Annotated in this window: 16 protein-coding genes; 3 read left to right on the top strand and 13 right to left on the bottom strand. The window is 70.4% G+C overall.

Annotated elements, in window-relative coordinates:
* Positions 1-473 precede the first annotated feature (473 nt).
* From A6A25_RS44605 to A6A25_RS06265, 3 genes are all read right to left on the bottom strand, one after another.
* Positions 474-953: a nitroreductase family deazaflavin-dependent oxidoreductase gene (locus A6A25_RS44605; RefSeq protein ID WP_073886808.1), complete on the bottom strand. Its 480-nt coding sequence runs from the start codon at positions 951-953 to the stop codon at positions 474-476.
* Positions 929-2,305 carry an FAD-dependent oxidoreductase gene (locus A6A25_RS06270; RefSeq protein WP_241828519.1) on the bottom strand — a complete coding sequence of 459 codons (1,377 nt, stop codon included), beginning with the start codon at positions 2,303-2,305 and terminating at the stop codon, positions 929-931. Before A6A25_RS06270 ends, A6A25_RS44605 begins: the two co-directional genes overlap by 25 nt.
* A 139-nt stretch (positions 2,306-2,444) precedes the next feature.
* Positions 2,445-4,025 (bottom strand): GMC family oxidoreductase, encoded by a 1,581-nt coding sequence (locus A6A25_RS06265; protein WP_073886807.1) that lies wholly within the window; start codon positions 4,023-4,025, stop codon positions 2,445-2,447.
* 188 nt (positions 4,026-4,213) lie between these two features.
* Between A6A25_RS06265 and A6A25_RS06260 the strand changes: the two genes are divergently transcribed.
* On the top strand, positions 4,214-5,380 hold the full coding sequence (locus tag A6A25_RS06260) for an epoxide hydrolase family protein (protein ID WP_073886806.1): 1,167 nt from the start codon (positions 4,214-4,216) through the stop codon (positions 5,378-5,380).
* A 211-nt stretch (positions 5,381-5,591) separates the two neighbouring features.
* Here A6A25_RS06260 and A6A25_RS06255 read toward each other — a convergent pair whose 3' ends face one another.
* From A6A25_RS06255 to A6A25_RS06240, 4 genes are all read right to left on the bottom strand, one after another.
* Positions 5,592-6,974 carry an aminotransferase family protein gene (locus A6A25_RS06255; RefSeq protein WP_073886805.1) on the bottom strand — a complete coding sequence of 461 codons (1,383 nt, stop codon included), beginning with the start codon at positions 6,972-6,974 and terminating at the stop codon, positions 5,592-5,594.
* A gap of 155 nt (positions 6,975-7,129) precedes the next feature.
* Complete coding sequence (locus A6A25_RS06250; protein ID WP_073886804.1) at positions 7,130-8,740, bottom strand: DHA2 family efflux MFS transporter permease subunit; 1,611 nt, start codon at positions 8,738-8,740, stop codon at positions 7,130-7,132.
* 1 nt (position 8,741) lies between these two features.
* Entirely contained in the window at positions 8,742-9,716 is a 975-nt protein-coding gene (locus tag A6A25_RS06245; protein WP_073886803.1) for a carboxymuconolactone decarboxylase family protein, read from the bottom strand.
* A gap of 10 nt (positions 9,717-9,726) precedes the next feature.
* Positions 9,727-11,133: an MFS transporter gene (locus tag A6A25_RS06240; protein WP_241828518.1), complete on the bottom strand. Its 1,407-nt coding sequence runs from the start codon at positions 11,131-11,133 to the stop codon at positions 9,727-9,729.
* A 159-nt stretch (positions 11,134-11,292) separates the two neighbouring features.
* Here A6A25_RS06240 and A6A25_RS06235 point away from each other — a divergent pair, with 159 nt between their 5' ends.
* Positions 11,293-11,676 (top strand): SgcJ/EcaC family oxidoreductase, encoded by a 384-nt coding sequence (locus tag A6A25_RS06235; RefSeq protein WP_241828517.1) that lies wholly within the window; start codon positions 11,293-11,295, stop codon positions 11,674-11,676.
* Positions 11,677-11,835: 159 nt separating this feature from the next.
* Here A6A25_RS06235 and A6A25_RS06230 read toward each other — a convergent pair whose 3' ends face one another.
* Both A6A25_RS06230 and A6A25_RS06225 read right to left on the bottom strand, forming a co-directional pair.
* Positions 11,836-13,497 carry an FAD-dependent oxidoreductase gene (locus A6A25_RS06230; protein ID WP_073886801.1) on the bottom strand — a complete coding sequence of 554 codons (1,662 nt, stop codon included), beginning with the start codon at positions 13,495-13,497 and terminating at the stop codon, positions 11,836-11,838.
* 53 nt (positions 13,498-13,550) lie between these two features.
* Positions 13,551-14,090 carry a DUF5987 family protein gene (locus tag A6A25_RS06225; protein ID WP_073886800.1) on the bottom strand — a complete coding sequence of 180 codons (540 nt, stop codon included), beginning with the start codon at positions 14,088-14,090 and terminating at the stop codon, positions 13,551-13,553.
* 682 nt (positions 14,091-14,772) lie between these two features.
* Between A6A25_RS06225 and A6A25_RS06220 the strand changes: the two genes are divergently transcribed.
* Positions 14,773-15,501, top strand: coding sequence for a helix-turn-helix transcriptional regulator (locus A6A25_RS06220; protein WP_198932586.1), 729 nt, complete (start codon positions 14,773-14,775; stop codon positions 15,499-15,501).
* 106 nt (positions 15,502-15,607) lie between these two features.
* Here the strand turns inward: A6A25_RS06220 and A6A25_RS06215 are convergent, their stop codons facing one another.
* From A6A25_RS06215 to A6A25_RS06200, 4 genes are read right to left on the bottom strand one after another with little or no spacing between them, the layout of a single operon-like run.
* Positions 15,608-16,972, bottom strand: a complete 1,365-nt coding sequence (locus A6A25_RS06215) for a cytochrome P450 (RefSeq protein ID WP_073886798.1) — start codon at positions 16,970-16,972, stop codon at positions 15,608-15,610.
* Complete coding sequence (locus A6A25_RS06210) at positions 16,969-17,985, bottom strand: enediyne biosynthesis protein (protein WP_073886830.1); 1,017 nt, start codon at positions 17,983-17,985, stop codon at positions 16,969-16,971. Before A6A25_RS06210 ends, A6A25_RS06215 begins: the two co-directional genes overlap by 4 nt.
* A gap of 5 nt (positions 17,986-17,990) precedes the next feature.
* On the bottom strand, positions 17,991-19,931 hold the full coding sequence (locus A6A25_RS06205) for a CRTAC1 family protein (RefSeq protein WP_073886797.1): 1,941 nt from the start codon (positions 19,929-19,931) through the stop codon (positions 17,991-17,993).
* Positions 19,928-20,908, bottom strand: a complete 981-nt coding sequence (locus A6A25_RS06200) for a DUF1702 family protein (protein WP_073886796.1) — start codon at positions 20,906-20,908, stop codon at positions 19,928-19,930. Before A6A25_RS06200 ends, A6A25_RS06205 begins: the two co-directional genes overlap by 4 nt.
* Positions 20,909-20,911: the final 3 nt, after the last annotated feature.

The following is a 20,911-nucleotide window of genomic DNA, read 5'->3' as shown; positions in this document are numbered from 1 at the left end:
GGCTACGCCAGGTCGGCGGGATGACACGAACCCCTACCTCTGCAAAGCGGCTGCCCCCCGCCCCGGGCCCGTTCGTCCCCGCGCTCGTCGGCGACCCCCGCGCGCTGTGCAACGGGCACGTCCTTCTCCCCAATAGGAGGGCTTCGTGTCATCCCGCCGACCTGGCGCAGCCTTACCGCACGTGTCAAGGGCGGCGCGTCCAGCTTTGCCCGCCACTTCACTGGAGCCTCGCGCCGCCCTTGACACGTGTGGTAACCCGGAGGGAGGTCGGTGGGATGACACGGAGTCCGGGACCCCGCTGGGTCAGCAGTTCCCAACGGAACAAGGGAAGGACGGAACCGGGGGATGTCATCCTGCTGATCTGCCCGTCCGGCGAGGACGCTTTTCAATGCTTTTCAATGCTTTTCAATGCTTTTCAATGCTTTTCAATGCTTTTCAATCTTTCAAAGCTTCCAAGCTTTCCGAGAACGCACCTACACCGGGGTGAGGCGGAACAGCCGCGCGCGCCGGCCGGAGCGCGCGGCGTACTCGTCGTAGACCGGTGCGGCGCCGCTGCGGGAGAGTTCCGCCCGTGCCGCGCCGACATCGTCACCCTCAGTCAACAACTCGGCCACCACAGGCACCACCCGACCGCGGAACGTCACCTCGGCGCGTGGCTGGTGCAGCAGGTTCGTGCTCCACGACGGGTGCCGCTCACGGCCCCAGTTGCTCGCCACGACATACCAACCACCCTGGTGCGGGAAGCACAGCAACGGCACCCGGCGCGGCATCCCGGTGCGTCGTCCCGTGGTCGTCAGCACCAGGGACGTGAACATCATCTCGCTCGGGATCACCCGGCCGCCCGTCAGCCGCGAGACCAGCAGGTCCAGCCGGGGCAGGACGCGCGGGCCGACGAGGGCGAACGGACGGCTGCGGGCGACGGCCCGGATCAGGGGGTGGACTCGGCGGGCCACCGGGTGCTCCCCTCCGCGGCGGGCGCGGCCGGCGGTTTGCCCGCCCGGAGCACCCGAAGCGCCGTGGCCGGCTTCATCAGCGCGGGCGCCGAGTCGATCAGGCCCGCCACGCGCAGGAACGCGTTCGACAGGTGCGGGTCGCGCGGCGCGCCGGCCTGGAGCCGGGCCAGGTAGGCGTTGACGAAGCGCACCTTCGCCGTCCGCTTCCCCTCCACCCCCGGGAACGACAGGTCGCCGGTCGCCGCGATCTCCCACGGGTTGTCGATCACCTTCGCGATGTCGGCGAACCACCGGCGGAACACCGGCGCCGAACCCCGCCGCAGGTGCTCGCGCAGCTTGAGCACTTCCAGCGCGGCCACCGTCATGCCCTGCGCGTACACCGGGTTGAAGCTGGTCGCGCCGTCGCCGAGCACCAGGATCCCCGCCGGGAACCGGGTCAGCTTCTCGTAGTGGCGCCGCACGCTCGCCGGGTAACGGATGGCGGTCGGCGAGTCGATGCGCTCCGCGTCGCGCACCCACTCGTGGATCTCCGGGATGGGCAGCGACTTGGCGTAGGCCAGGAAACCCTCCTGGTCGGTCGGCGGCTGGTCGCCCAGGATGCCGGTCAGCGACAGCTGGTACCGCCCGCACGCGCGGGAGAACACCGCGCCGCGCGGGTGGCTCGGCGTGGCCACCGGGATGCACGCCACGTCGTCGCCCAGCAGGTCCTCGGGCAGCCGGTAGTGCTGGGTCACGTAGCTCAGCCCGATCTTGATCTTCTCCTCGGGTGCGCGCTCGTAGCCCAGCTCCTCCAACCACGCCGGGGTCCGCGAGCCGCGCCCGGTCGTGTCGAGCACCAGGTCCGCCTCGACCACCTCGGTGGTGTCGCCGCCCTGCGGCCGCACCCGCACACCGGTGACCCGGCCGCGGTCCGGCGTGGTGACCAGGCCGAGGATGTCGGTGCGGTCCCGGAAGACCACGCCGGGCAGCGCCGCGGTCCGGCTGCGCACGTGGCTTTCCAGGAGGGGCCGCACCAAGGACACAGTGGACAGTCCGGTGTGGACCTTGGCGATCTGCTCGCCGTTGAAGAACCAGCGCATGTTGCCGCCCAGGTCCCCGATGGGCATGCCCAGGCCGACCAGCTCGTCGGTCACCCCGGGGTACAGCTCCTCCAGGATGCGCAGGCCGCGGGCGAGCAGGGCGTGGGCGTGCCCGCCCTGGCGCACGCTGTTGCGCGGAGTACCGCTCACCCCGGAGAGGTCGTCGCGGTCGACCACGACCACTTCGCCGTAGAACTCGGCGAGCGCCCTCGCCGTCAGCAGACCCGCCATGCTCGCGCCGAGCACCACGGCGCGTTGACCCACGTCGGCCACGACACCACTCCTCACCGGGAAGGTTCGAACTCGGAGGCATCCGGACGGCGCCGCCCCGACCCGCCAGGGGGACGGCGCCGTCCGGCTTCAATCGGCCGCACGGGCCCGCTCCGGCCCGGGTGCGGCGTGGAACGCCGGTTCAGGCGGTCGCGGCGGCGATGGCGGCCGGGGCGGGCGCCTGCCGGCCGAGGATCAGGTCGGCGGCCTTCTCGGCGATGGCGATCGTGGGCGCGTTGGTGTTGCCGCGGACCACGGTCGGCATCACGGAGGCGTCCACCACCCGCAGTCCCTCGACGCCCTGCACGCGCAGCTCCGCGTCCACCACGGTGCCCATTGCGCACGTGCCCGCCGGGTGGTACATCGTCTGCGTCGCCCGCCGGACGTGCTCGCGCAGGTCGGCGTCGGACTCGGAGGCCGGCGCACCCACGTGCCGCTCGGTGTAGGGCGACAGCGCCCGCTGCCGCGAGATCTCCAGACCCCGGCGCACGCCCTCGACCATCGCGCGCATGTCGGCGTCGTCGTCGTAGTAGTTGTGCTGGACCTTCGCCTTGGCGGTGGGGTCGTTGGCCGCGATGGTCACGCTGCCCCGGCTGGCCGGCGTCAGCAGGCACGCGCCGAAGGAGATGGCGTGGTCGGTCGGCGCGCCCAGGCCGCCGTCGGCGAACATCACCGGACCGGCGAGGAACTGCATGTCCGGCGCGGACAACCCGTCGTGGGACCGGAAGAAGCCGCCCGCCTCGCCGACGTTGGACGTCAGCGGACCGGTGCCGTGCTCCTCGAACTCCTGCCCGTACTTCGGGTCGCCCGCGATGAGCAGGCTCACCGGCTGGGAGTGGGCGAACACCAGCATCACGTGCGGGTGGTCCTGCAGGTTCTGCCCGACCAGCGGCTGGTCCAGCACGACCGGGACGTCCAGCGCCTGCAACAGCCCCGCCGGGCCGATGCCCGACAGCTGCAGCAGCTGAGGCGAGTTGTAGGCGCCCGCGGAGATGATGACCTCGCGCTCGGCCCGGATCTCCAGCTCCTCGTCCAGGCGCGAGGCGATGATGCCGGTCGCCCGGCCGCCGTCGAAGGTCACCCGGTGCACCTGGAGGTTGGTCTCCACGGTCAGGTTCGGCCGCGACATCGCCGGGTGCAGGTAGGCCACCGCGGCGCTGGACCGCCTGCCGTTGCGCTGGGTCACCTGGTACAGGCCGAACCCGTCCTGCTCGGCGGCGTTGAAGTCGTCGTTGGCCGCGTAGCCCGCTTGGAGCGCGGCATCGACGAACGCCGTGGACATCACGTTGCGCGACCGGCTGTCCGAGACGCCCAGCGGCCCGCCGACGCCGTGGTACTCCGACGCGCCGCGCTCGTTGTCCTCGGCGCGGATGAAGTACGGCAGCAGCTCGTCGTAGGACCAGCCCGGCTGGCCCCAGCCGTCGTAGTCGGCGCGGTTGCCGCGGATGTAGATCATCGCGTTGATCGAGCTGGAGCCGCCGAGCACCCGCCCGCGCGGCAGGTAGATCCGGCGACCGTTGAGGTTCGGCTCGTCGTGCGTGTCGAGGTCCCAGTCCAGCCGGGTGCGGAAGAGCCGGCCGAAGGCGGAGGGCACGTGCACGTTCTGAGAGGTGTCCGCCGGTCCCGCCTCGACCAGGAGGACCTTGACGTCCGGGTCCTCGGACAAGCGCGCCGCGAGCACGCATCCCGCCGAACCGGCACCGACGATCACGTAGTCGTACATCCGCTTCTCCTCTTCCGGGGGACTGCCGCAAAGAATGGCGAAACCCCACGGCGGGAAACATCTTCAAAAATGCGCCGAGTGGCCGTTTCTTCGAAAGTGCGCAGTTGCCCCAAATGCCGGATCGTGGCTGTCCGCGCGCCCTCCGATCTCGCTAGCGTGGAGTCCCCCGGACCGAGAGGCGCACGCGCATGCAACCTTTCCGCATCGAGATCCCGCAGGCCGACCTGGACGACCTGAACCGCAGGCTGGACAACACCCGGTGGCCGGACGAGGTGCCCGGCGCGGACTGGGCGCGCGGCGTGCCGGTCGGCTACCTGAAGGACCTGGCCGGGTACTGGCGCGACGGCTTCGACTGGCGGGCCGTCGAGGCCCGGCTCAACGAGCTGCCCCAGTTCACCACCGAGATCGACGGCGCGAACATCCACTTTGTGCACGTCCGCTCACCCGAACCCGACGCCACCCCGCTGCTGATCACGCACGGCTGGCCCGGGTCGTTCGTCGAGTTCCTGGACGTCATCGGGCCGCTCACCGACCCGCGGGCGCACGGCGGTGACCCGGCTGACGCCTTCCACCTCGTCATCCCGACCCTGCCCGGCTTCGGGTTCTCCGGTCCGACCGGCGCGGCCGGCTGGGACGTGGACCGCGTGGCCAGGGCGTGGCAGGTGCTGATGGCGGAGCTGGGCTACGACCGGTACGTCGCGCAGGGCGCCGACTGGGGCAAGCTCGTGACGCTGGAACTGGGCCGCATCGACCCCGAGCACGTGGCGGGCGTGCACCTGAACATGCTGGTGACGTTCCCGCCGCCGGACCCGGCGGAGATGGCGGGCCTGAGCGAGGCCGACATGGGCAGGCTCGGCAAGCTGCTGTACTTCGACCTGGAGGGGTCGGGGTACATGAAGATCCAGGCCACCCGGCCGCAGACGCTGGCGTACGGCCTGACGGACTCGCCGGTCGGGCAGCTGGCGTGGATCGTCGAGAAGTACATGGAGTGGACCGACTCGCAGCTGTCGCCGGAGGAGGCGGTCGACCGGGACCGGATGCTGGCGATCGTGACGATCTTCTGGCTCACGGCGACGGCGGGCTCGTCGGCGCAGCTGTACTACGAGTCGACCGACCGGACGAACCAGAACGTGGCCGCCCGCTGGGCCGGTCCGTGGCCGCTGACGGTGCCGGCGGGCGTGGCGGTGTTCCCGCACGACCCGGCTCCGCCGGTGCGCCGGTTCGCCGACCGGATCCTGCCGACCATCACGCACTGGTCGGAGTTCGAGCGCGGCGGCCACTTCGCCGCGTTCGAGGAGCCCGACCTGTTCGTGGGTGACGTGCGCGCCTTCGCCCGCTCGCTCAAGCAGGGCTGAGGCGCCGAGTACCGAGGACGCCGCCGGTAGCACCACCACCACCACCGGCGGCGTCCTCGCGCGTCCGGGGCAGGTTCCCCGGCAGCGGACGGGAAGTCACCGCTCGGGCCACCGGCCCGCCACGGCAAGCCCCGCACACGAAAAGAGGTCCCGCCCGGAGCACCGGGCGGGACCTCTCGAACCTGCTCGAACCGAACGCCGAACCGCGGTGTCAGCGCGGCGCGACCTGGCCGTCCGCACCCAGTCGGGACAGGACCTCGATGGTCGCCTCGGCCGTCCGCCGCACCTGGTCCTCGCCGATCACCAGCGGCGGGGACATGACGATCACGTTGCCGTACGGGCGCACGATCACGTTGTGCTCGCGGCGCACCGCGTCGGCCACGCCCTCGGCCACGATCGGGATGCCCATCGGCTGCTTGGTCTCCTTCGAGACCACCAGCTCGATGCCGACCGTCGCGCCGACCACGCGCACGTCGCCGACCTGCGGCAGGTCGATGGCGGGCGCGAGGGAGCTCTTGAACCACTCGCCGACGTTCAACGAGCGGCTGACCAGGTTCTCCTTCTCGATGATCTCCAGGTTGGCCAGCGCCACGGCCGCCGCCACGGGGTGGCCCGCGTAGGTGTAGCCGTGGAAGAAGCCCTCGTTGCTGGTGACGACCTCGGCGATGGCGTCGCTCATCAGCAGGCCACCCATCGGGATGTAACCGCTGGTCAGGCCCTTCGCGATGGTGATCATGTCGGGCTGCATGCCGCGCGGCGCCGAGTCGAACCACGAGCCCGTGCGCCCGAAGCCGGTCACGACCTCGTCCGCGATGAGCAGGATGCCGTTGCGGCTGAGCACCTCGCGCACCCGGGGCCAGTAGTCCGCCGGCGGCTCGTGGACGCCGCCGCCCGCCATCACGGGCTCACCGATCATCGCGGCGATGTTGCCCGCCCCGATGCGCTCGATCGTGGCCTCCAGCTCGGCGATCAGGGCGTCGGTGACGTCACCGCCGCCGTACATCTCGTGGTGGTAGGGCCACACCGGCGACAGCTTCTCCACGTTCGGCAGGTTCGGGCCGACGTAGGTCTGCATCATCTCGAACCCGGTCGCCGTGCCGCTGCCGTAGGAGGCGCCGTGGTAGCCGAAGTGCCTGGCCAGGATCCACGTGCGGTCCGGCTCGCCGCGGCGGTTGTGGTAGAGGCGGGCGGACTTGATGGCCGACTCGACGCTGTCCGAGCCGCCGGAGGTGAGGAACACCCGGTCGATGCCCTCGGGGGAGAGCTGGTTGAGCCGGTACGCCAGCTCGATCGCCTTGTCGTTGGAGTAGTCGAAGAAGCCGGTGTAGTACTCGAGCGTCGCGATCTGCTCGGCCGCCGCGTCGGCCAGCTCGCGGCGGCCGTGGCCGACCTGGGACAGCCAGTTGCCACCACCGGTGGCGTCGATGAGCTCGTTGCCGGCAGCGTCCCAGACCAGGGCACCGTCACCGCGGACGATCACCACCCGGTCGTTGCGGTCCATCCGCTGGTGCGGGTGCACCAGGAACTTCCGGTCGAGACCTGCCAGCTCGGTAGCGGACGCGGACTGCGTCGGCAACGCGGAAGAGATCGTCACAGTCACTGTTCCTAACGTGAGAGCGGAAAAATCATCGGTGGACAATCGAGCGGACGTGCGACTCGACTACGCGCCGTCACTTACTCGATGAAACTAGCCGGGAACGGGCCTCGCGCCCTTCTCCGAGAATGCGCATTCTCGACTCGGCGGAGAATTCATCGCGGAACCGGTGGAATCGGTGCCGCGGCGACGGCGCGGCGGGTCTTGAGCGCGAGCGCCAGCAGCCCACCGAGCGCGATGGCGCCCGCCGCGACGGCCAGCGCCGGTCGGCTCGCGGCCACGAAGGCGGTCCCGAACGCCTCCCGCGCCAGGGCGCCGAACTGCTCCGCCTGGTCCGGTGGGAGGCCGGCGGGTACCTCGACCCCGCCCTGTTGACCGGCGCCGAGCCGCAGCCCGTGCGCGGCGGCCTCCTCGACCGCGTCGAGGAACCGGGGTCGGACGTCCTCGGGCAGCCGGGTGGACAGCGCCGCGGTCTCCTCCCGCAGCGCCGCCACGAGCCGGTTCTGCAGCACCGCGCCGACGACCGCCGCACCGAGCGCGGCCCCGGTCTGCCGGGCGGTGTTGAGCACGCCGGAGGCGATGCCGACGCGTTCGGGTGGGATGCCGCGCATGGCCTCGGTGGTGGCGGGTGCCAGCGCGAGCCCCATCCCGAAGCCGACGAGCAGCATCGGCACGACGAACGTGGCGGGAGTCGACGTGGCGTCGGGTACGAACGCCACCCCGAGCACGCCGGCCGCGTAGAGCGCCATGCCGGCGGTCAGCGGTACTCGGCCCCCGATCCGGTCGGCCAGCCGCCCGCCGACCGGTGCGACGGCGCTCAGCGCGATCGTCCACGGCAGTGCCGTCACACCCGACATCAGCGGGCTCATGCCGAGCAGGGTCTGCGTCTCGATGACGAACACCAGCAGCAGCCCGTACACCGCGAACGACGAGATGAGCGTGATGCCCGTGGCGATCGAGTAGTTGCGGTCGCGGAACAGGTCCAGTGGCACCAGTGCTTCGCGCTGCCGCCGTTCCCACAGCACGAACGCCACCGCCAGCACCGCGCTCAGCACGAGCACCGCCGGGATGCTCACCACGCCCGTGATCGCGCCCCAGTCGTGCCGCTGCCCCTCGACCAGCGCGTACACCAGCGCCAGGAGCGCGCCGGTGGCGAGGACGACGCCGACCGCGTCGAACCGGTGCGGTCGGCCGGCGCGCAGGTCCGGCACGAACTTCAGCGCCAGCACCACGCCCAGCACGCCGAACGGGATGTTGAGCAGGAACACCGCCTGCCAGCCGAACGACGTGACGACCAGCCCGCCCACCGTCGGCCCGCTCACCGCCGCGACGCCCGCCACGGCGGTGAAGATCCCGAACGCCGCGCCCCGCCGTTCGGCGGGGAAGATGCCGGAGATCAACGTCAACGCCTGCGGTGTCAGCGCCGCCGCGCCGATGCCTTGCAGCACCCGCGCGCCGATGAGCAGACCGGGTGACGCGGCCAGCCCGCACAGGACCGAGGCGACCGTGAAGACGGCGAGCCCGGCCACGAACACCGCCCGCGGTCCGATCACGTCACCGACGCGACCGAACACGATCAGCAGCGAGGCGAACGCGAGCAGGTAGCCGTTGAGCACCCACAGCACCTCGTCGATGCCCGCGTCGATGCCCGACATGATGTCCGGGGCGGCGGTGTTGACGATCGTGGTGTCGAGCAGGATCAGGAAGTTCGCCAGGCACAGCACCACCAGCGCCCGCCAAGGCCGTTGCTGTTGCTGTTGCTGCACCTCACACCTCCGTCGCGCGGTGCAGCAACCCCGCCATCCGCCGGGCCGCGGTGAAACCGGCCCAGGACACCAGCTCCACCAGCCGCCGGTCGTCACCGCCGAACGCCGCCACGGTGCCGTCATCGACCTGGTAGGACGCCATCGCCACGAGTAACGCCAAAGTCGCACCCGGCCTGTCGTCGGCGGGCAGGTCGGCCACCGCCTCGGTGACCCAGGCGCGGCTCAGGCCCGGCGGTGTGCCGTCCCACGCGGCCACCCGGTCCAGCACCAGCTCCCGCGCGGGCCGCGACAACGCCCGCGCCCCACCGGCGTCGAACGCCGCCGCGATCCGGCCGAGCGCGTCGCCGATGACCGGGTGCCCGGACGACCAGGCCAGGTCGTCCGGCCGCGGTGCTTCCGCCAGCAGCCGCAACGAGCGGCCCGGCGGGTGTTCCTCGCGCGCGGTCGTGCCCATGAACCGGCCCAGGAACTTGCGGGCGGGCGCGGGCGCGTTGGGCGGTAGCGGCGAGTCGCCCAGGAAGACGTTCACCACGCGGTTGAGGTAGTGGAAGGCCACCACCACGCCGAGCAGCTCGGGCAGCTGCTCCGCCGGGAACGGACGCGGGCCTGCCCTGCCCGCCCACGTCTCGACGTCCTCGAACGTGGTGCTGGTGAGGCCTTCCAGGGTGGCGGTGTGGACGGAGACGCAGTAGGGGCAGGTGTTCGAGCGCGACACGGCCGCCGCGACCGCCTCCTTCACCGCGCGCGACGCGTGCCCCGACGCCACCAGCGTCTCGCGCAGCAGCGACCACGACGCGGCCAGCGCGACCGGCGCGGGGGAGTGCAGCGCGACCGGCGGCGCGAGCATCCCGAAGTCGGCCTCGACATCGGCGTACACGGCGGCCACCAGGCCGGTCGCCCCGCCCGGTCGCACCGGCTCGACGTAGCGGATCTGGTTCAGGGAACGGCGCAGCGCGGTGCGGACGATCCTGCCCATCGGAAGCTCCCTAGGTGGCACGAGGTAAGACGGTCGGCACCGGACGCGCCGCGCCCGGCATCCCGAGCCCGAACGCGGAGCCCAGGAGGGCGAACGCGGCGGCGACGCCGATCGCCGGGCCGAAGCCGGCGGCGAACGCGGTGGGCGACCCCAGTCCGCCGAACGCGCCGAACACCGCGCCCAGCACCGCGATGCCGAAGACGCCGCCCAGGATGCGCAGCACCGTGAGGACGCCCGAGGCCTGCCCGATCTCCTGGGGCGCGACCGCGCTCACGATCGACTTCTGCGCGGCGGGCATCGCCATCGACACGCCGACGCCGCCGATCACCAGCGGCGGCAGCATGTCGAGGTAGGTCAGGTCGGACGCGGTGATCGCGGCCAACCACGCCATCGCCAGGCCCTGCATGAGCAGCCCGACCACCATGAACCGCCGCTCGCCCAACCGGTCGGCGAGCGCGCCCGCGATCGGCGCGCAGACCATGAGCGTGGCGGTCCAGGGCATCAGGCGCAGCCCGGCGTCGAGCGGACCGTGGCCGAGCACCTCCTGCAGGTACTGGGCCAGCAGGAACAGCGTGCCGTACAGCGAGGCGTACAGGCAGAAGTTCGCCACGTTGGCGCTGGTGAAGGCGCGGATGGTGAAGAAGCGCATCGGCATCATGGGCGCGGGCACCCGCTGTTCGTGCCGGACGAACAACGCGACCAGCAGCACACTCGCGGTCAACGAGGTGATCACCTCGACGCTCACCCAGCCGGCGGCGTCGGCGCGCACCAGGCCCCACACGAGGCCGAACGCGCCGGCGGTCACCAGCAGCACGCCGAGCGGGTCGAGCTTCGTGCCGGGGCCCCGGCTGTCCGGGATGTGCCGCAGCACGAGCGGGATCACCACCGCGCAGACGGGGACGTTCACCCAGAACACCCACTGCCACGCCAGGCCCTCGGCCACGACACCGCCGACGAACGGCCCGGCGAACGTCGCCACCCCCGTGATCCCGCTGAACAGCCCGAGCGCGCGGCCACGCGTCCGCGGCGGGAACGCGGTGCCGAGGATGGTCAGCGCCAGCGGCAGCACCATCGCCGCGCCCACGCCTTGGAACGCGCGTGCGGTGACCAGTGCGCCGACCCCCGTCGACAACGCGCACGCCGCGGAGGCGAAGGCGAACAGGGTCAGCCCGGCGACGAGGACGCGTTGCCGCCCGAACCGGTCGCCCAGCGCCGCGCCGACCGGCAGCAGCACGGCGAACGCGAGGCTGTACGCGTTCACGGTCCACTCGAGCGTGGCGAAGCTGCTGTCGAGGTCGCGTTGGATCGTGGTCAGCGCGGTCGCCACCACCAACACGTCGAGCGCGACGATGAACGACGACGCGGAGGCCAGGCCGAGGGCCCAGCGCTGTGCGGTGTCCATGCGCGGTGTGGTCACGCGTAGATGCTCCCGCCGATGGCCGCGGAAACCTTCTTCCGGACTGCTCGGCCGCCGGCCGGCTCGGGGACGGCTGCGCACGCACGAAGATGGCTGGGCCCGACGACCCTTGCGACGATGGCGGGACCGAATCGCCTGAGTCACGGGAGAGGCATGCCGATGAGCGTCGCAGATGTCGTGAAGGTCCCCGAGCGGATCATTTCCGCGTGGGCGGCACAGGACCCCGACGCGTTCGCGGAGGTGTTCACCGAGAAGGGGACCCTCGTCCTGCCGAACGACGTCCTGCTCAAGGGGCGCGAGGAAGTGCGCCAGTTCATGAAGAACGCCTTCGCCGGGCCGTACGCGGGTACTCGGGTGACCGGTGCCCCGGTCGACGTGAAGGTGCTGGGCGAGGACGCGGCCGTGCTGGTCACGCAGGGCGGTGTGCTCGCGCCCGGTGAGACGGAGGTGGCGCGGGAGCGCGCGATCACCGCCACCTGGGTCGTGACGCGGGAGGACGGCGAGTGGCGGCTCGCCGCGTACCAGAACACGCCGCGCTTCTGAGAGCTCACCGACGCGACCCCCGGCGGAACCCCGCCGGGGGTCGCGCTCGTGTGCGGCACGCCGTGGAACTCCGCCGGCGTTCCCCGTGGAAGTGGTCAACCCGGACAAAGCGGAACCCGGCCGCGCGGGAGGACCGTGCGGCCGGGTTCGAGCGTCGACTCAGTCGTGCACCAGGTCCGGCAGCAGGTTCTTCACGCCGCGTCGACCGCTGGTCTCACCGTCCGGCGACGGGGCGCCGTACTTCACGTTCACCCCGCGCGCCTGCAGCGCCTGCACGATGCCGGGCATCGCGCGCTCCGCCAACGCGGCGATGGTCAGCGCCGGGTTGACCGTCAAAGCGCCCGGCACGGCCGCGCCGTCGGTCACGAAGATGCCCGGGTGGCCGCGCAGCTCGTGCCGGTCGTCCAGCGCGGAGGTCTCCGGGTCGTCGCCGATCCGGCACGACGCCAGCGGGTGGACCGTGTACGCGCCCACCACGTCGTTGGTCCACGGCATGACCTTCGACAGGCCGTCCTTCTCCATGATCTCCTTGACGGCCGCGTCCGCCTGCCGCCAGCCGAACAGGGTGTTCTCGGTCGGGTTGTAGGTGATCGGCCCCCGGCCCAGCATCTGCTGGGAGATGCGGATCGAGTTGCCGGTGGGCGGGGGAGTGCCGAAGACGCCCTCGTTGTCGTCCTCGGTCATCGAGAAGATCGTCAGCCAGGACTGCCACTTCTCGACGATCTTCTTCTTCTCGGCGCCGAACCAGGTGGGTGTCCCGGGCAGGGCGTCCGGGGTCTGCGCCAGGATGGTGCCGAACCCGGGCGGGAAGTACAGCTGCTCCAGGCAGAACCTCGAGAACTCCGGCAGCGAGCCGTCCAGGTTGTCCCAGCTCGCGACGGTCGGGCCCTTGCCGATCTGGTTGGCCGCGTAGGACAGGTCGTCCTCGCGCGACAGGCCCAGCAGGTCGCGGGCCTTGTGCTCGTCGATGATCGCCGTGTTCAACCGCTCGCCGTTGCCGGAGAAGTACCGGCCGACGGCGTGCGGCATCTTGCCCAGCGTGTCCTCCGAGCGCTGCAGGATCACCGGCGTGGCGCCCGCGCCCGCCGCCAGGATCACGATCTTGGCCTCGATCTCGCCGCTGCCGACGCTGACCCGGTAGTCGACGTCGTGGATCACGTTGTAGCTGACGCGGTAGCCGCCGTCCGCGGTGCGGACCAGCTTCTGCACCTCGTGCATCGGCCGGATCTCCGCGCCGTGCGCGATGGCCGCGGGCAGGTAGTTGAGCAGCAGGGAGCGCTTGGCGTCGAACTTGCAGCCCGCCATCATCCAGTTGCAGTTGGTGCACAGCTTGGTGTCGATGGCGACCGGCACGGGGTTGGCGGTGCGGCCGGCGTGGTTGCAGGCCGCGCCGAACAGGCCACCCGCGTAGCTCACCTGGTCCCAGTCCTGCTTGGTGACCGGCAGCGCCTCGCTGACCTTGTCGTACCAGGGGTCGAGGGTGTCGCGGGTGATGGAGCCGGGCCACATGCGCCGACCGATGCTGCCCTTGCGCTCGAAGATGAACCGCGGCGCGCGGGGCATCGCGGCGAAGTACACGACGCTGCCGCCGCCGACGCAGTTGCCGCCGAGCAGGCTCATGCCGTTGCCGACGACGAAGTCGAAGATCCGCGTGTACGAGGAGCCCAGCAGGTAGTCGTGCTCGAAGTCCTTGCTCTCCAGCCAGGGTCCTCGCTCCAGCACGGTGACCTTGGCCCCACCGGCGGCGAGGTGGTAAGCGGCGATCGCGCCGCCGAACCCGCTGCCGACGATGAGGACGTCGGTGCTTTCGGTGCTCGTCATGGAAACTCCAATCGCCGGGCCTGACGGGCGCGGCAGAACGTGGCGGACACGGGTCAGGCGGGGTTCCCGGACGGCGTGGTGTCCGGGTGCTTGCGCGCGAGCGGCCTGCCGTAGGTGAAGGCGGGGAACCTCCAGAGGCCGTCGGCGTCCGGCTTGGAGAACTTCATGGCCTTCAGGCCGGGGTGTCCGGCGGCGATGGCGTCGAGGGTGTGCATGTGCGCGCCGGTGTCGAAGGCCATGTTGCTGAACAGCGTCAACGCCACCCAGCCGTCCTTCTCCGGGTGGCCGGGCGCGACGAGCCTGGCGACCAGCGCGGTCCGGTGCTCGAACGCCAGCGCCACGAACGGCGGCACGTCCTCGTCCAGCTCCAGGCCGTGCTCGGCCGCGTAGTCGCGGGCGTGCCCGTTGAGCATCTGGGTGAGGCTGTCCAGCCCTTCCGCGACGCCGGCGGCCGGTGTCTCGAGGAGGTCGACGGCGCCGGCGACCACCGCACCGCCGCCCTCGCCGGCACCCGCGATGGCGCGGTCGTCCGGCGAGCGCTTCGCCCCCGGCACGATGGTGTCCGCGAACGCCTCCAGGGTCATGGTCCGCATGGCACGATCCGGTGCGGTGTCCGATTGCACGGGTGATCCTTCCTCCGGGTCGGCGAAGAATGGGCCGGCCGACACCCGAAGACATCGGGCGGCCAACTTCCGAAATGTCCCGGGGTCCGTTAACCCCGGTGTTCTGACCATGATCCGACCGGAGAACTCGAAGATGCTTCTCCGTGCTTGCCCAGAAGGCCGAACTAGTGCATCTGCAGGTGGTCGCTGGGCCGGTGGCGGCACCTGTCGCACGACTGGGAGCAGGTATTTCGCCTCCGCTGACCGGCCCACTGGCGGTTGCCCGCATTTGCTGCGGCGAATGGTGGGATGATCAGCAATGGTAACCGAAAGAGAGTCATTCATCGACTCCGCGTAGTCCCCCGAAAACGTGCGGTCACAAGGTCGTCCCGGCGGCCGCCCGATGATCACGCAAAGCTCGTTCTCGCTACCTTGCGCAGGCTGTAGAGGTCATGTAGCTTGCAAGAATCATAGTGATGACTGGGGAATCTCTGGGGGTTCTTCGAAGGCTTGGGCGCCATCGGGACCCGGGACTGCGGCCCAATCTCCGTCGCCGGTGGGCCGGTCGTGGTCGGAGTTGATGTTTTCACCTCTGTGAGCAATTCTCTGCGATATGGGGGTCGTAGTAGTGGGAGAAGTACTCGAGCGAGCAGTGGGCCGGGTAATCGACTTCATGCACGAGAACATCGGTGAACAATTCACGATCGACGACATGGCGCGTACCGCGAATTACAGCAAGTTCCACTTCTCGCGGGCGTTCCAGCGGGTCACCGGGGTCTCGCCGGGTCGGTTCCTGGCCGCCATCCGATTACAGGAAGCCAAGCGACTGCTCGTCTCCACCTCGCTGACCGTGACCGACATCAGCCACCGAGTGGGCTACACCAGCGTCGGCACGTTCAGCTCCCGTTTCCGCAGCAGCGTCGGCATCTCGCCGACCACCTACCGCCAGCTCGGCGGCTTCGCCGTGCACATCCCGATGGCACGGCGCGCGGGCAACCCGCGCTCGGCCACCGTGCAGGGTGAGATCTCCGCCCCGCTCGGCGGCGCGCACGGCCTCATCTTCATCGGCCTCTTCCCGGACGGCATCCCGCAGGGTTCACCGATCAGGTGCACCGTGCTCAGCCGCCCGGGTCCTTTCGTGCTCACCTCGGTCCCGCCCGGCACCTGGCACCTGCTCGCGCACTCCGTGGCGCTGGGCCACGAGTCGATGCTGGGCGACGGCCCGTTCTCCGACGGCCTGGCGCTGTCGGTCGCGTCGTCGGGCCCGATCACGATCCGACCCGGTGTGCCGGTTCGGCACGCCGACCTCACCCTGCGCCCCATCCGCGTCCTGGACCCACCGGTCCTGCTGGCGCTGCTGGACGTGCGCACGGTCGCGCTGGGGGCGGGCGCCGCCTCCTGAAGTCCCCCACGACGGGACCGCCGCGATCGGACGACCGGGACACTCCGCACGCAGACCAAGCGAAAGGGCCGCCCCCGACCGGGGCGGCCCTTTCGGTGTGCGGGTGTCAAGCGACGCGGTGCACGGTCATCGGCAGACCACCGCGGATCCGCAGCGACAGCATCGGCTCGGGTACCACGTCGTAATCGGGCACCGTGCGCAGGTCCAGCTCGCGGGCGATCATGGCGATGGTGAACGTCGCCTCCATCATCCCCAGGTGGTTGCCGACGCAGAACCGCGGGCCGGCGCCGAACGGGATGTAGGCGTAGCGAGGCCGGTTGTGCGTGGTGTCCGGGTTGAACCGCTCCGGGTCGAACCGGTCCGGCCGGTCCCAGAACGCCGGGTGCCGGTGCAGGGTGTACGGGGAGACCAGCACGTCCGAGCCCTTCGGCACGAAGTAGCCGCCGACCTCGTCATCGGCCTGCGCCACCCGCGTGAGGATCCACACCGGCGGGTACAGCCGCATGACCTCCTCCACGACCATCGACGTGTAGCGCAGGCCGTGCAGGTCCTCGTACTCCGGCATCCGGTCGCCGAGCACGGACCGCGCCTCGGCGCGGACCCGCTCCTTGATCTCCGGGTGCCGGTCCAGCAGGTGGAACGTCCACCCCAGCGTGCTGGCCGTCGTCTCGTGCCCGGCCAGCATCACCGTCACCAGCTCGTCGTGCAGCCGCTGCCTGCCGAACGCGGGATCGGCCTCCTCGGCGGTCGACGCCATCACGCGCGACAGCACGTCGTCGCTGTCGGCACTGCCGTGCGCTAATCGCCGTGCGGTCAGCTCGTCGACGACCCGGCGCAGTTCCTTGCGCGCCTTGCGGAACCGCAGCTGGTGGGGGAGCGGTACCCACATGGGCACCGCGCTCATCGACACCATCTCGAAGATCGCCTGGTCCTGCACGGCCTCGAAGGCGTGCCCCATCTGCTCGAACTCCGACAGGTCCTCCGACAGCAGCGTGCGCCCGAGGACGTCCAGGGTCAGCCCGGTCATCTCCTCCATCAGGTTCAGCGGCTCGCCACCGACCCCGGCGCGGAGCCGGTCGACGAGCCTGCCCGCCGACTCGGCCACCGCGCCCGCCTGCCGCGCGATCCGCTTGTGCTGGAACGCGGGCTGGGTCGCCTTGCGCTGCTTGCGCCACAGCTCACCCTCGCTGGTGAGCAGCCCGTCGCCGAGTGCGCGGCGGGCGTGCACCAGGCCGATGCCCTTGTGGTAGTTGGCCGCGTTGTCCGCCAGGACGTGCTTGGCGTGCTCGGGGTGGTTGAAGAAGTACAGCGTCTTGGGTCCGATGGCCATCCGGACGGCGTCGCCGTACCGGTCCGCGGCCGACGTCATCAGCGCCAACCGGTCACCGACCAACTTCTTGAGCAGGCCAAGCGTCGCGCTGCGCGGAGGTCCCGGAGGGGTCCGCCGGACGCCGGCCGCGATCCCGGTCATGTCGGCACGACCTCCGTCTTCTTCTGCGCACCGTTGCCGTTGAGGGAGGCGTCGGCGGCGGCCTGCTCGACGGGCGGCTGCTCGGCCGCCGCCATCGCCTTCTGCTGGGCCGCGAACTCGGCGCGCGAGCGGTCCACGATGTGCAGTGCCCACAGGAAGCCACCGCGGATGAGGCACACGATCGCCGTGGCGAAGAAGATGCCGTAGGGGATCGACATGCCCATCAGCACGCCGTAGACCGCCGCCACGCCGCCGCCGAAGGCCACCTGCGACAACGGCCGCGAGGGGCTCGTGCCCGGGTCGGTCACCATGTAGTTGGTGAACAGCACGAACGCGACACCGGACATCATGCCCAGACCGGCGGGTATCGAGACGTCGAGCAGGAACCCGCGGATCACCGCCTGGAGCACGAACCCGATGATCCACGCCATGATCAGCCACAACCGGCCGGTCAGCATGCCGTTGAGCATGGTGCCGCCGATGAGGATCAGGACCGGGATCAACCAGTCGACGAACGTCCCGACGTGCTCGGTGAAGTGGTAGGGCGGCGCGATGGACGCCCACGGGAACACCAGCAGGATCACCGCGATGCCGAAGTTCGACGGGTTCATGTAGTGCCGCATCCGACCGCGCACCGGAACCCGCAGCACCCACTTCGCGCCGACCGCCACGGTGACGCCGAAGATCAGCGCCCACACGTTGTCGTTGACGTAGATGAGCATGTTCATCGCCAGGCTCGTGATGTGCGCGGGGTAGAGGAACTCCATGAGCCCCCGGAACCCGTTGCCGGCGAACCGCGGCGCGCGGCCCTCCTGCCGGGCGCCCACCACTTCCAGGAAGATCTCCACCGTGTAACCGGTGGCCAGCGCGATGAACGGCCACAGCCACGGCTGCTCGAACCCGAGGACCGTGTAGCCGACGATGTTGAAGACGGTGATCGAGATGGCGAACCGCCGCAGGGCGGTGACCACCTTGGGATCGTGCCGAGGCGGGCTAGGTTTCGTCTCAGCCATGTTCGTCACTTCTCCTTGGCCTGGTCGCCGAGCTGCAGGTCGTGCCAGCCCGCGGACAGTGTCAGGTCTTGTTCGTGGATCGAGCCGTCGCGGTCGCGCCACTTGACGTGCACCTCGACCGGCCCGGACTGCTTGCCGAGTCCGAAGTGGACTTCGTGGCTGCGCTTGCCGGAGTGGCCACTGCCGCCGTCGACCCGGTTGATCTGGGTGCGCCCGTCGGCGGTCTTGATCGTCACCTGCGCGCCGATCACGGGTGAGCCGACGGTGTCGTCGCCGTCCTGCTCGTGGGTCAGCCGCAGGCCGAGGAACTCGTTGGACGACTCGCCGGTGTTGCGGTAGAACACCGGGTCCTCCCACTGCCGGGAGATCGCCATGTCGAGCCGGCCGTCGCCGTCCACGTCACCGGTCGCGATGCCGCGGGTCGGCACGGGGATGTCCATGCCCAGCGTCGGCGAGAGGTTGTCGTAGCGGCCCTCGGCGTTCTTGACGAACAGGTGGAACCGCTGGCTGCCGCCCACGTCGTCGCCGGCGGTGACGTACGGCCACCACATCGGGTTGGCCAGCAGCGCGTCGTTCGCCGTCGCCAGCTCCTGCAGCTGGGGCCAGCGGTTGACGTCGCCCTTCACGAACCCGGTCGCCTGGGCGACTTCCAGCTCACCGCTGTTGTCGAAGTCGGACAGCTTCACGTCCCAGCCCCAACCCGACCAGGCCAGCAGCAGCGGTCCGCTCTCGTCCTCCCACGGCGCTCCGCCGTCGCTCAGCGTCGACTTCATGTCCTCGCCCGTGCTCATGAAGGCGAAGTGGCTCTCCTCGATGCCGAACGAGGTGGTGATGTTGCTGACGAACATGTCGTAGAGGCCGTCGTCGTTGAGGTCGCCGAAGTCGACACCCATGCCCTTGAACGAGTCGACGCCGACGTTCTTGGACTTCGGCTCGAGCGGCGTGCGGGAGTTCTCGACCACCGCGAACTCGAACTTGCCGGGGGTGGACCGGTTGTGCAGCAGGCGGTCCGGGCCGAAGTCGTGCGCCAGGTACAGCTCGGGCAGCAGGTCGCCGTCGACGTCGTTGGAGCTCGACGCCAGCACCCAGCCCTTGGACGCGTCGTGCGGGATCGCGTTGTCGTGCTGCTTGAAGGTGGCGGTCGGGTTGGACCCCGCCGTGCCGCCGGTCCACTCGAAGATGTAGTCCTCGCCACCGTTGAGCGCCGCGGACATCGAGGCGTTCATCTCCACACCGGTGTCCTTGCTCGGGTCGAGCACGGGACCGTGCGGGAAGTAGTTGCCGATGTAGATGTCGTCGTGCCCGTCACCGTCGAAGTCGGCCACGGTGGCGGAGTTGGAGTTCCACTCCGGACCGGAGTAGCGCCCGCTCGACGCGCCGGGCACCAGCTCGGTGGCCTCGAACGAGTCGGCGGTCAGGTCCTCCTCGCCCGCCTTGGCCAGGTGCAGGATCGGCGTGCGGCCCCACAGGTAGACCAGCAGGTCCATCGCGCCGTCTTCGTTGAAGTCACCGGGGACGCAGCCCATCGGGGCCATCACGTCGTTCACCGGCAGGCTGCCGGAGCTCAGCGCGAACGGCGCGTACCGCGGTGCCTTCCCGGCCTCCGGCGCGGGCGTGATGACGACCTGGTCGATGCGCACGTCCACGAAGCAGATGTCGTTGGACAGCCCGTCGCCGTCGAGGTCGTTCATGGCGATGGCGGAGCCGACCGACGAGATCCACGCGTCGATGTGCTGGTAGTCCTTGTTGACCTTGCGGATCGACTGCTGGGTGTAGCCGCCGGGCAGGGCGATGGACTCGGGCGCGAACCCGAAGCCCGAAGCCAGTTCCTGCTTCTCGGCGGCCGACGACTCGGGCAGCCTCGCCACCGAGAAGGTGGCGGCGACCAGCACCAGCGCGAGGATCCCGGGTAGTTGCCTGCGCAGCCAGCCGGTAGTGGCGCTCACGTGCCGACTCCTTCCTGGTGGACGAACTCTGCGGCGATGCGCTGCCGCCACGTTTCGAACGCGGGCTCGGAACCGTCGGTGATCGGCGGCGCGGGACGCACGTCCTGCGTGATCCGCGCGGCCTTCTCCGGCTCCATCCCGCAGAAGATCCGGGTCGCCATTCCGGTGTGGGGCACGATCAGGCCCGCCTTCACGCGTGCCTCGGCGGCGAACGCGCTGGCCTGGGCGACCATCCCGGCGTGCTGCCCGGAACGTTCCCGGAACAGCTGCAACTCGTCCTCGGTGACGCCGCCCGCGTAAGTGGCCGCCAGGCCCGCACCGGAGTACAGGTCTTCGCGGCGGTGCTCGGGGAAGCCGTCGATGAGGTCCGCGACGTGCTCGGCGTCGGTTCCGCCGACGAACCACATCGCGCGACCGATGCCCTGGTCCAGCGCGCGCAGCGTGTACGCCCGCGGTCCGGAGGCCGGCCACGGGAAGTCGTGGTCGACGTGCTGACCGTGCACGTACTTGTCGGTGTGGAAGTAGGCCTGGTGGAAGCCGTAGCCGTCGAGGACCAGCCAGCGCAGCAGCGGGTCCGTCGTCGTGTCGGCGGGCCACCGGAACTTCGGCAGCCGGGCCATCGCCCAGCCGATCCCGACGTAGACCATGTAGATGTGCTCGGCGGCTCGTCCCTCGAGGAACTGCTCGACGTGCCGGGAGTGGCCGAAGGGCATCCCGTCCAGCATCGCGAAGCCCATGCCGGCGCCTTCGTAGGCGAAACCCTTGAACCTCGTCGGCAGTCTCTCGAGGGCTTCCTCGGCATCCCGCGGGTGGCGGGACTCGACCGCGTAGGCGTACCCGGAGATGAACATCCGGCCGACGGTCTCCAGTAATTCCTTGGATTCCGAGTTCTTGACCCTGAAGCCGCGGGTCTCCATCAGCGTTTCGGATATCTTCGGAGTCAGTAATCGGCGCCGCAAGGCGCGCAACGCACTCATCTA

The sequence above is a fragment of the Saccharothrix sp. CB00851 genome (genome assembly GCF_001905065.1).
Lineage (GTDB): Bacteria > Actinomycetota > Actinomycetes > Mycobacteriales > Pseudonocardiaceae > Actinosynnema.
Note: the sequence above shows the minus strand (reverse complement) of the source record. Positions and strands in the feature narration are given on the sequence as shown.

Excerpts from the sequence above, each read along its gene's own strand:
- A6A25_RS06265 (WP_073886807.1), bottom strand. The coding sequence starts at position 4,025 with ATGTACGACTACGTGATCGTCGGTGCCGGTTCGGCGGGATGCGTGCTC.
- A6A25_RS06260 (WP_073886806.1), top strand. The coding sequence starts at position 4,214 with ATGCAACCTTTCCGCATCGAGATCCCGCAGGCCGACCTGGACGACCTG.
- A6A25_RS06245 (WP_073886803.1), bottom strand. The coding sequence starts at position 9,716 with ATGGGCAGGATCGTCCGCACCGCGCTGCGCCGTTCCCTGAACCAGATC.
- A6A25_RS06235 (WP_241828517.1), top strand. The coding sequence starts at position 11,293 with ATGAGCGTCGCAGATGTCGTGAAGGTCCCCGAGCGGATCATTTCCGCG.
- A6A25_RS06230 (WP_073886801.1), bottom strand. The coding sequence starts at position 13,497 with ATGACGAGCACCGAAAGCACCGACGTCCTCATCGTCGGCAGCGGGTTC.
- A6A25_RS06225 (WP_073886800.1), bottom strand. The coding sequence starts at position 14,090 with ATGCGGACCATGACCCTGGAGGCGTTCGCGGACACCATCGTGCCGGGG.
- A6A25_RS06220 (WP_198932586.1), top strand. The coding sequence starts at position 14,773 with ATGCACGAGAACATCGGTGAACAATTCACGATCGACGACATGGCGCGT.
- A6A25_RS06215 (WP_073886798.1), bottom strand. The coding sequence starts at position 16,972 with ATGACCGGGATCGCGGCCGGCGTCCGGCGGACCCCTCCGGGACCTCCG.
- A6A25_RS06210 (WP_073886830.1), bottom strand. The coding sequence starts at position 17,985 with ATGGCTGAGACGAAACCTAGCCCGCCTCGGCACGATCCCAAGGTGGTC.
- A6A25_RS06200 (WP_073886796.1), bottom strand. The coding sequence starts at position 20,908 with ATGAGTGCGTTGCGCGCCTTGCGGCGCCGATTACTGACTCCGAAGATA.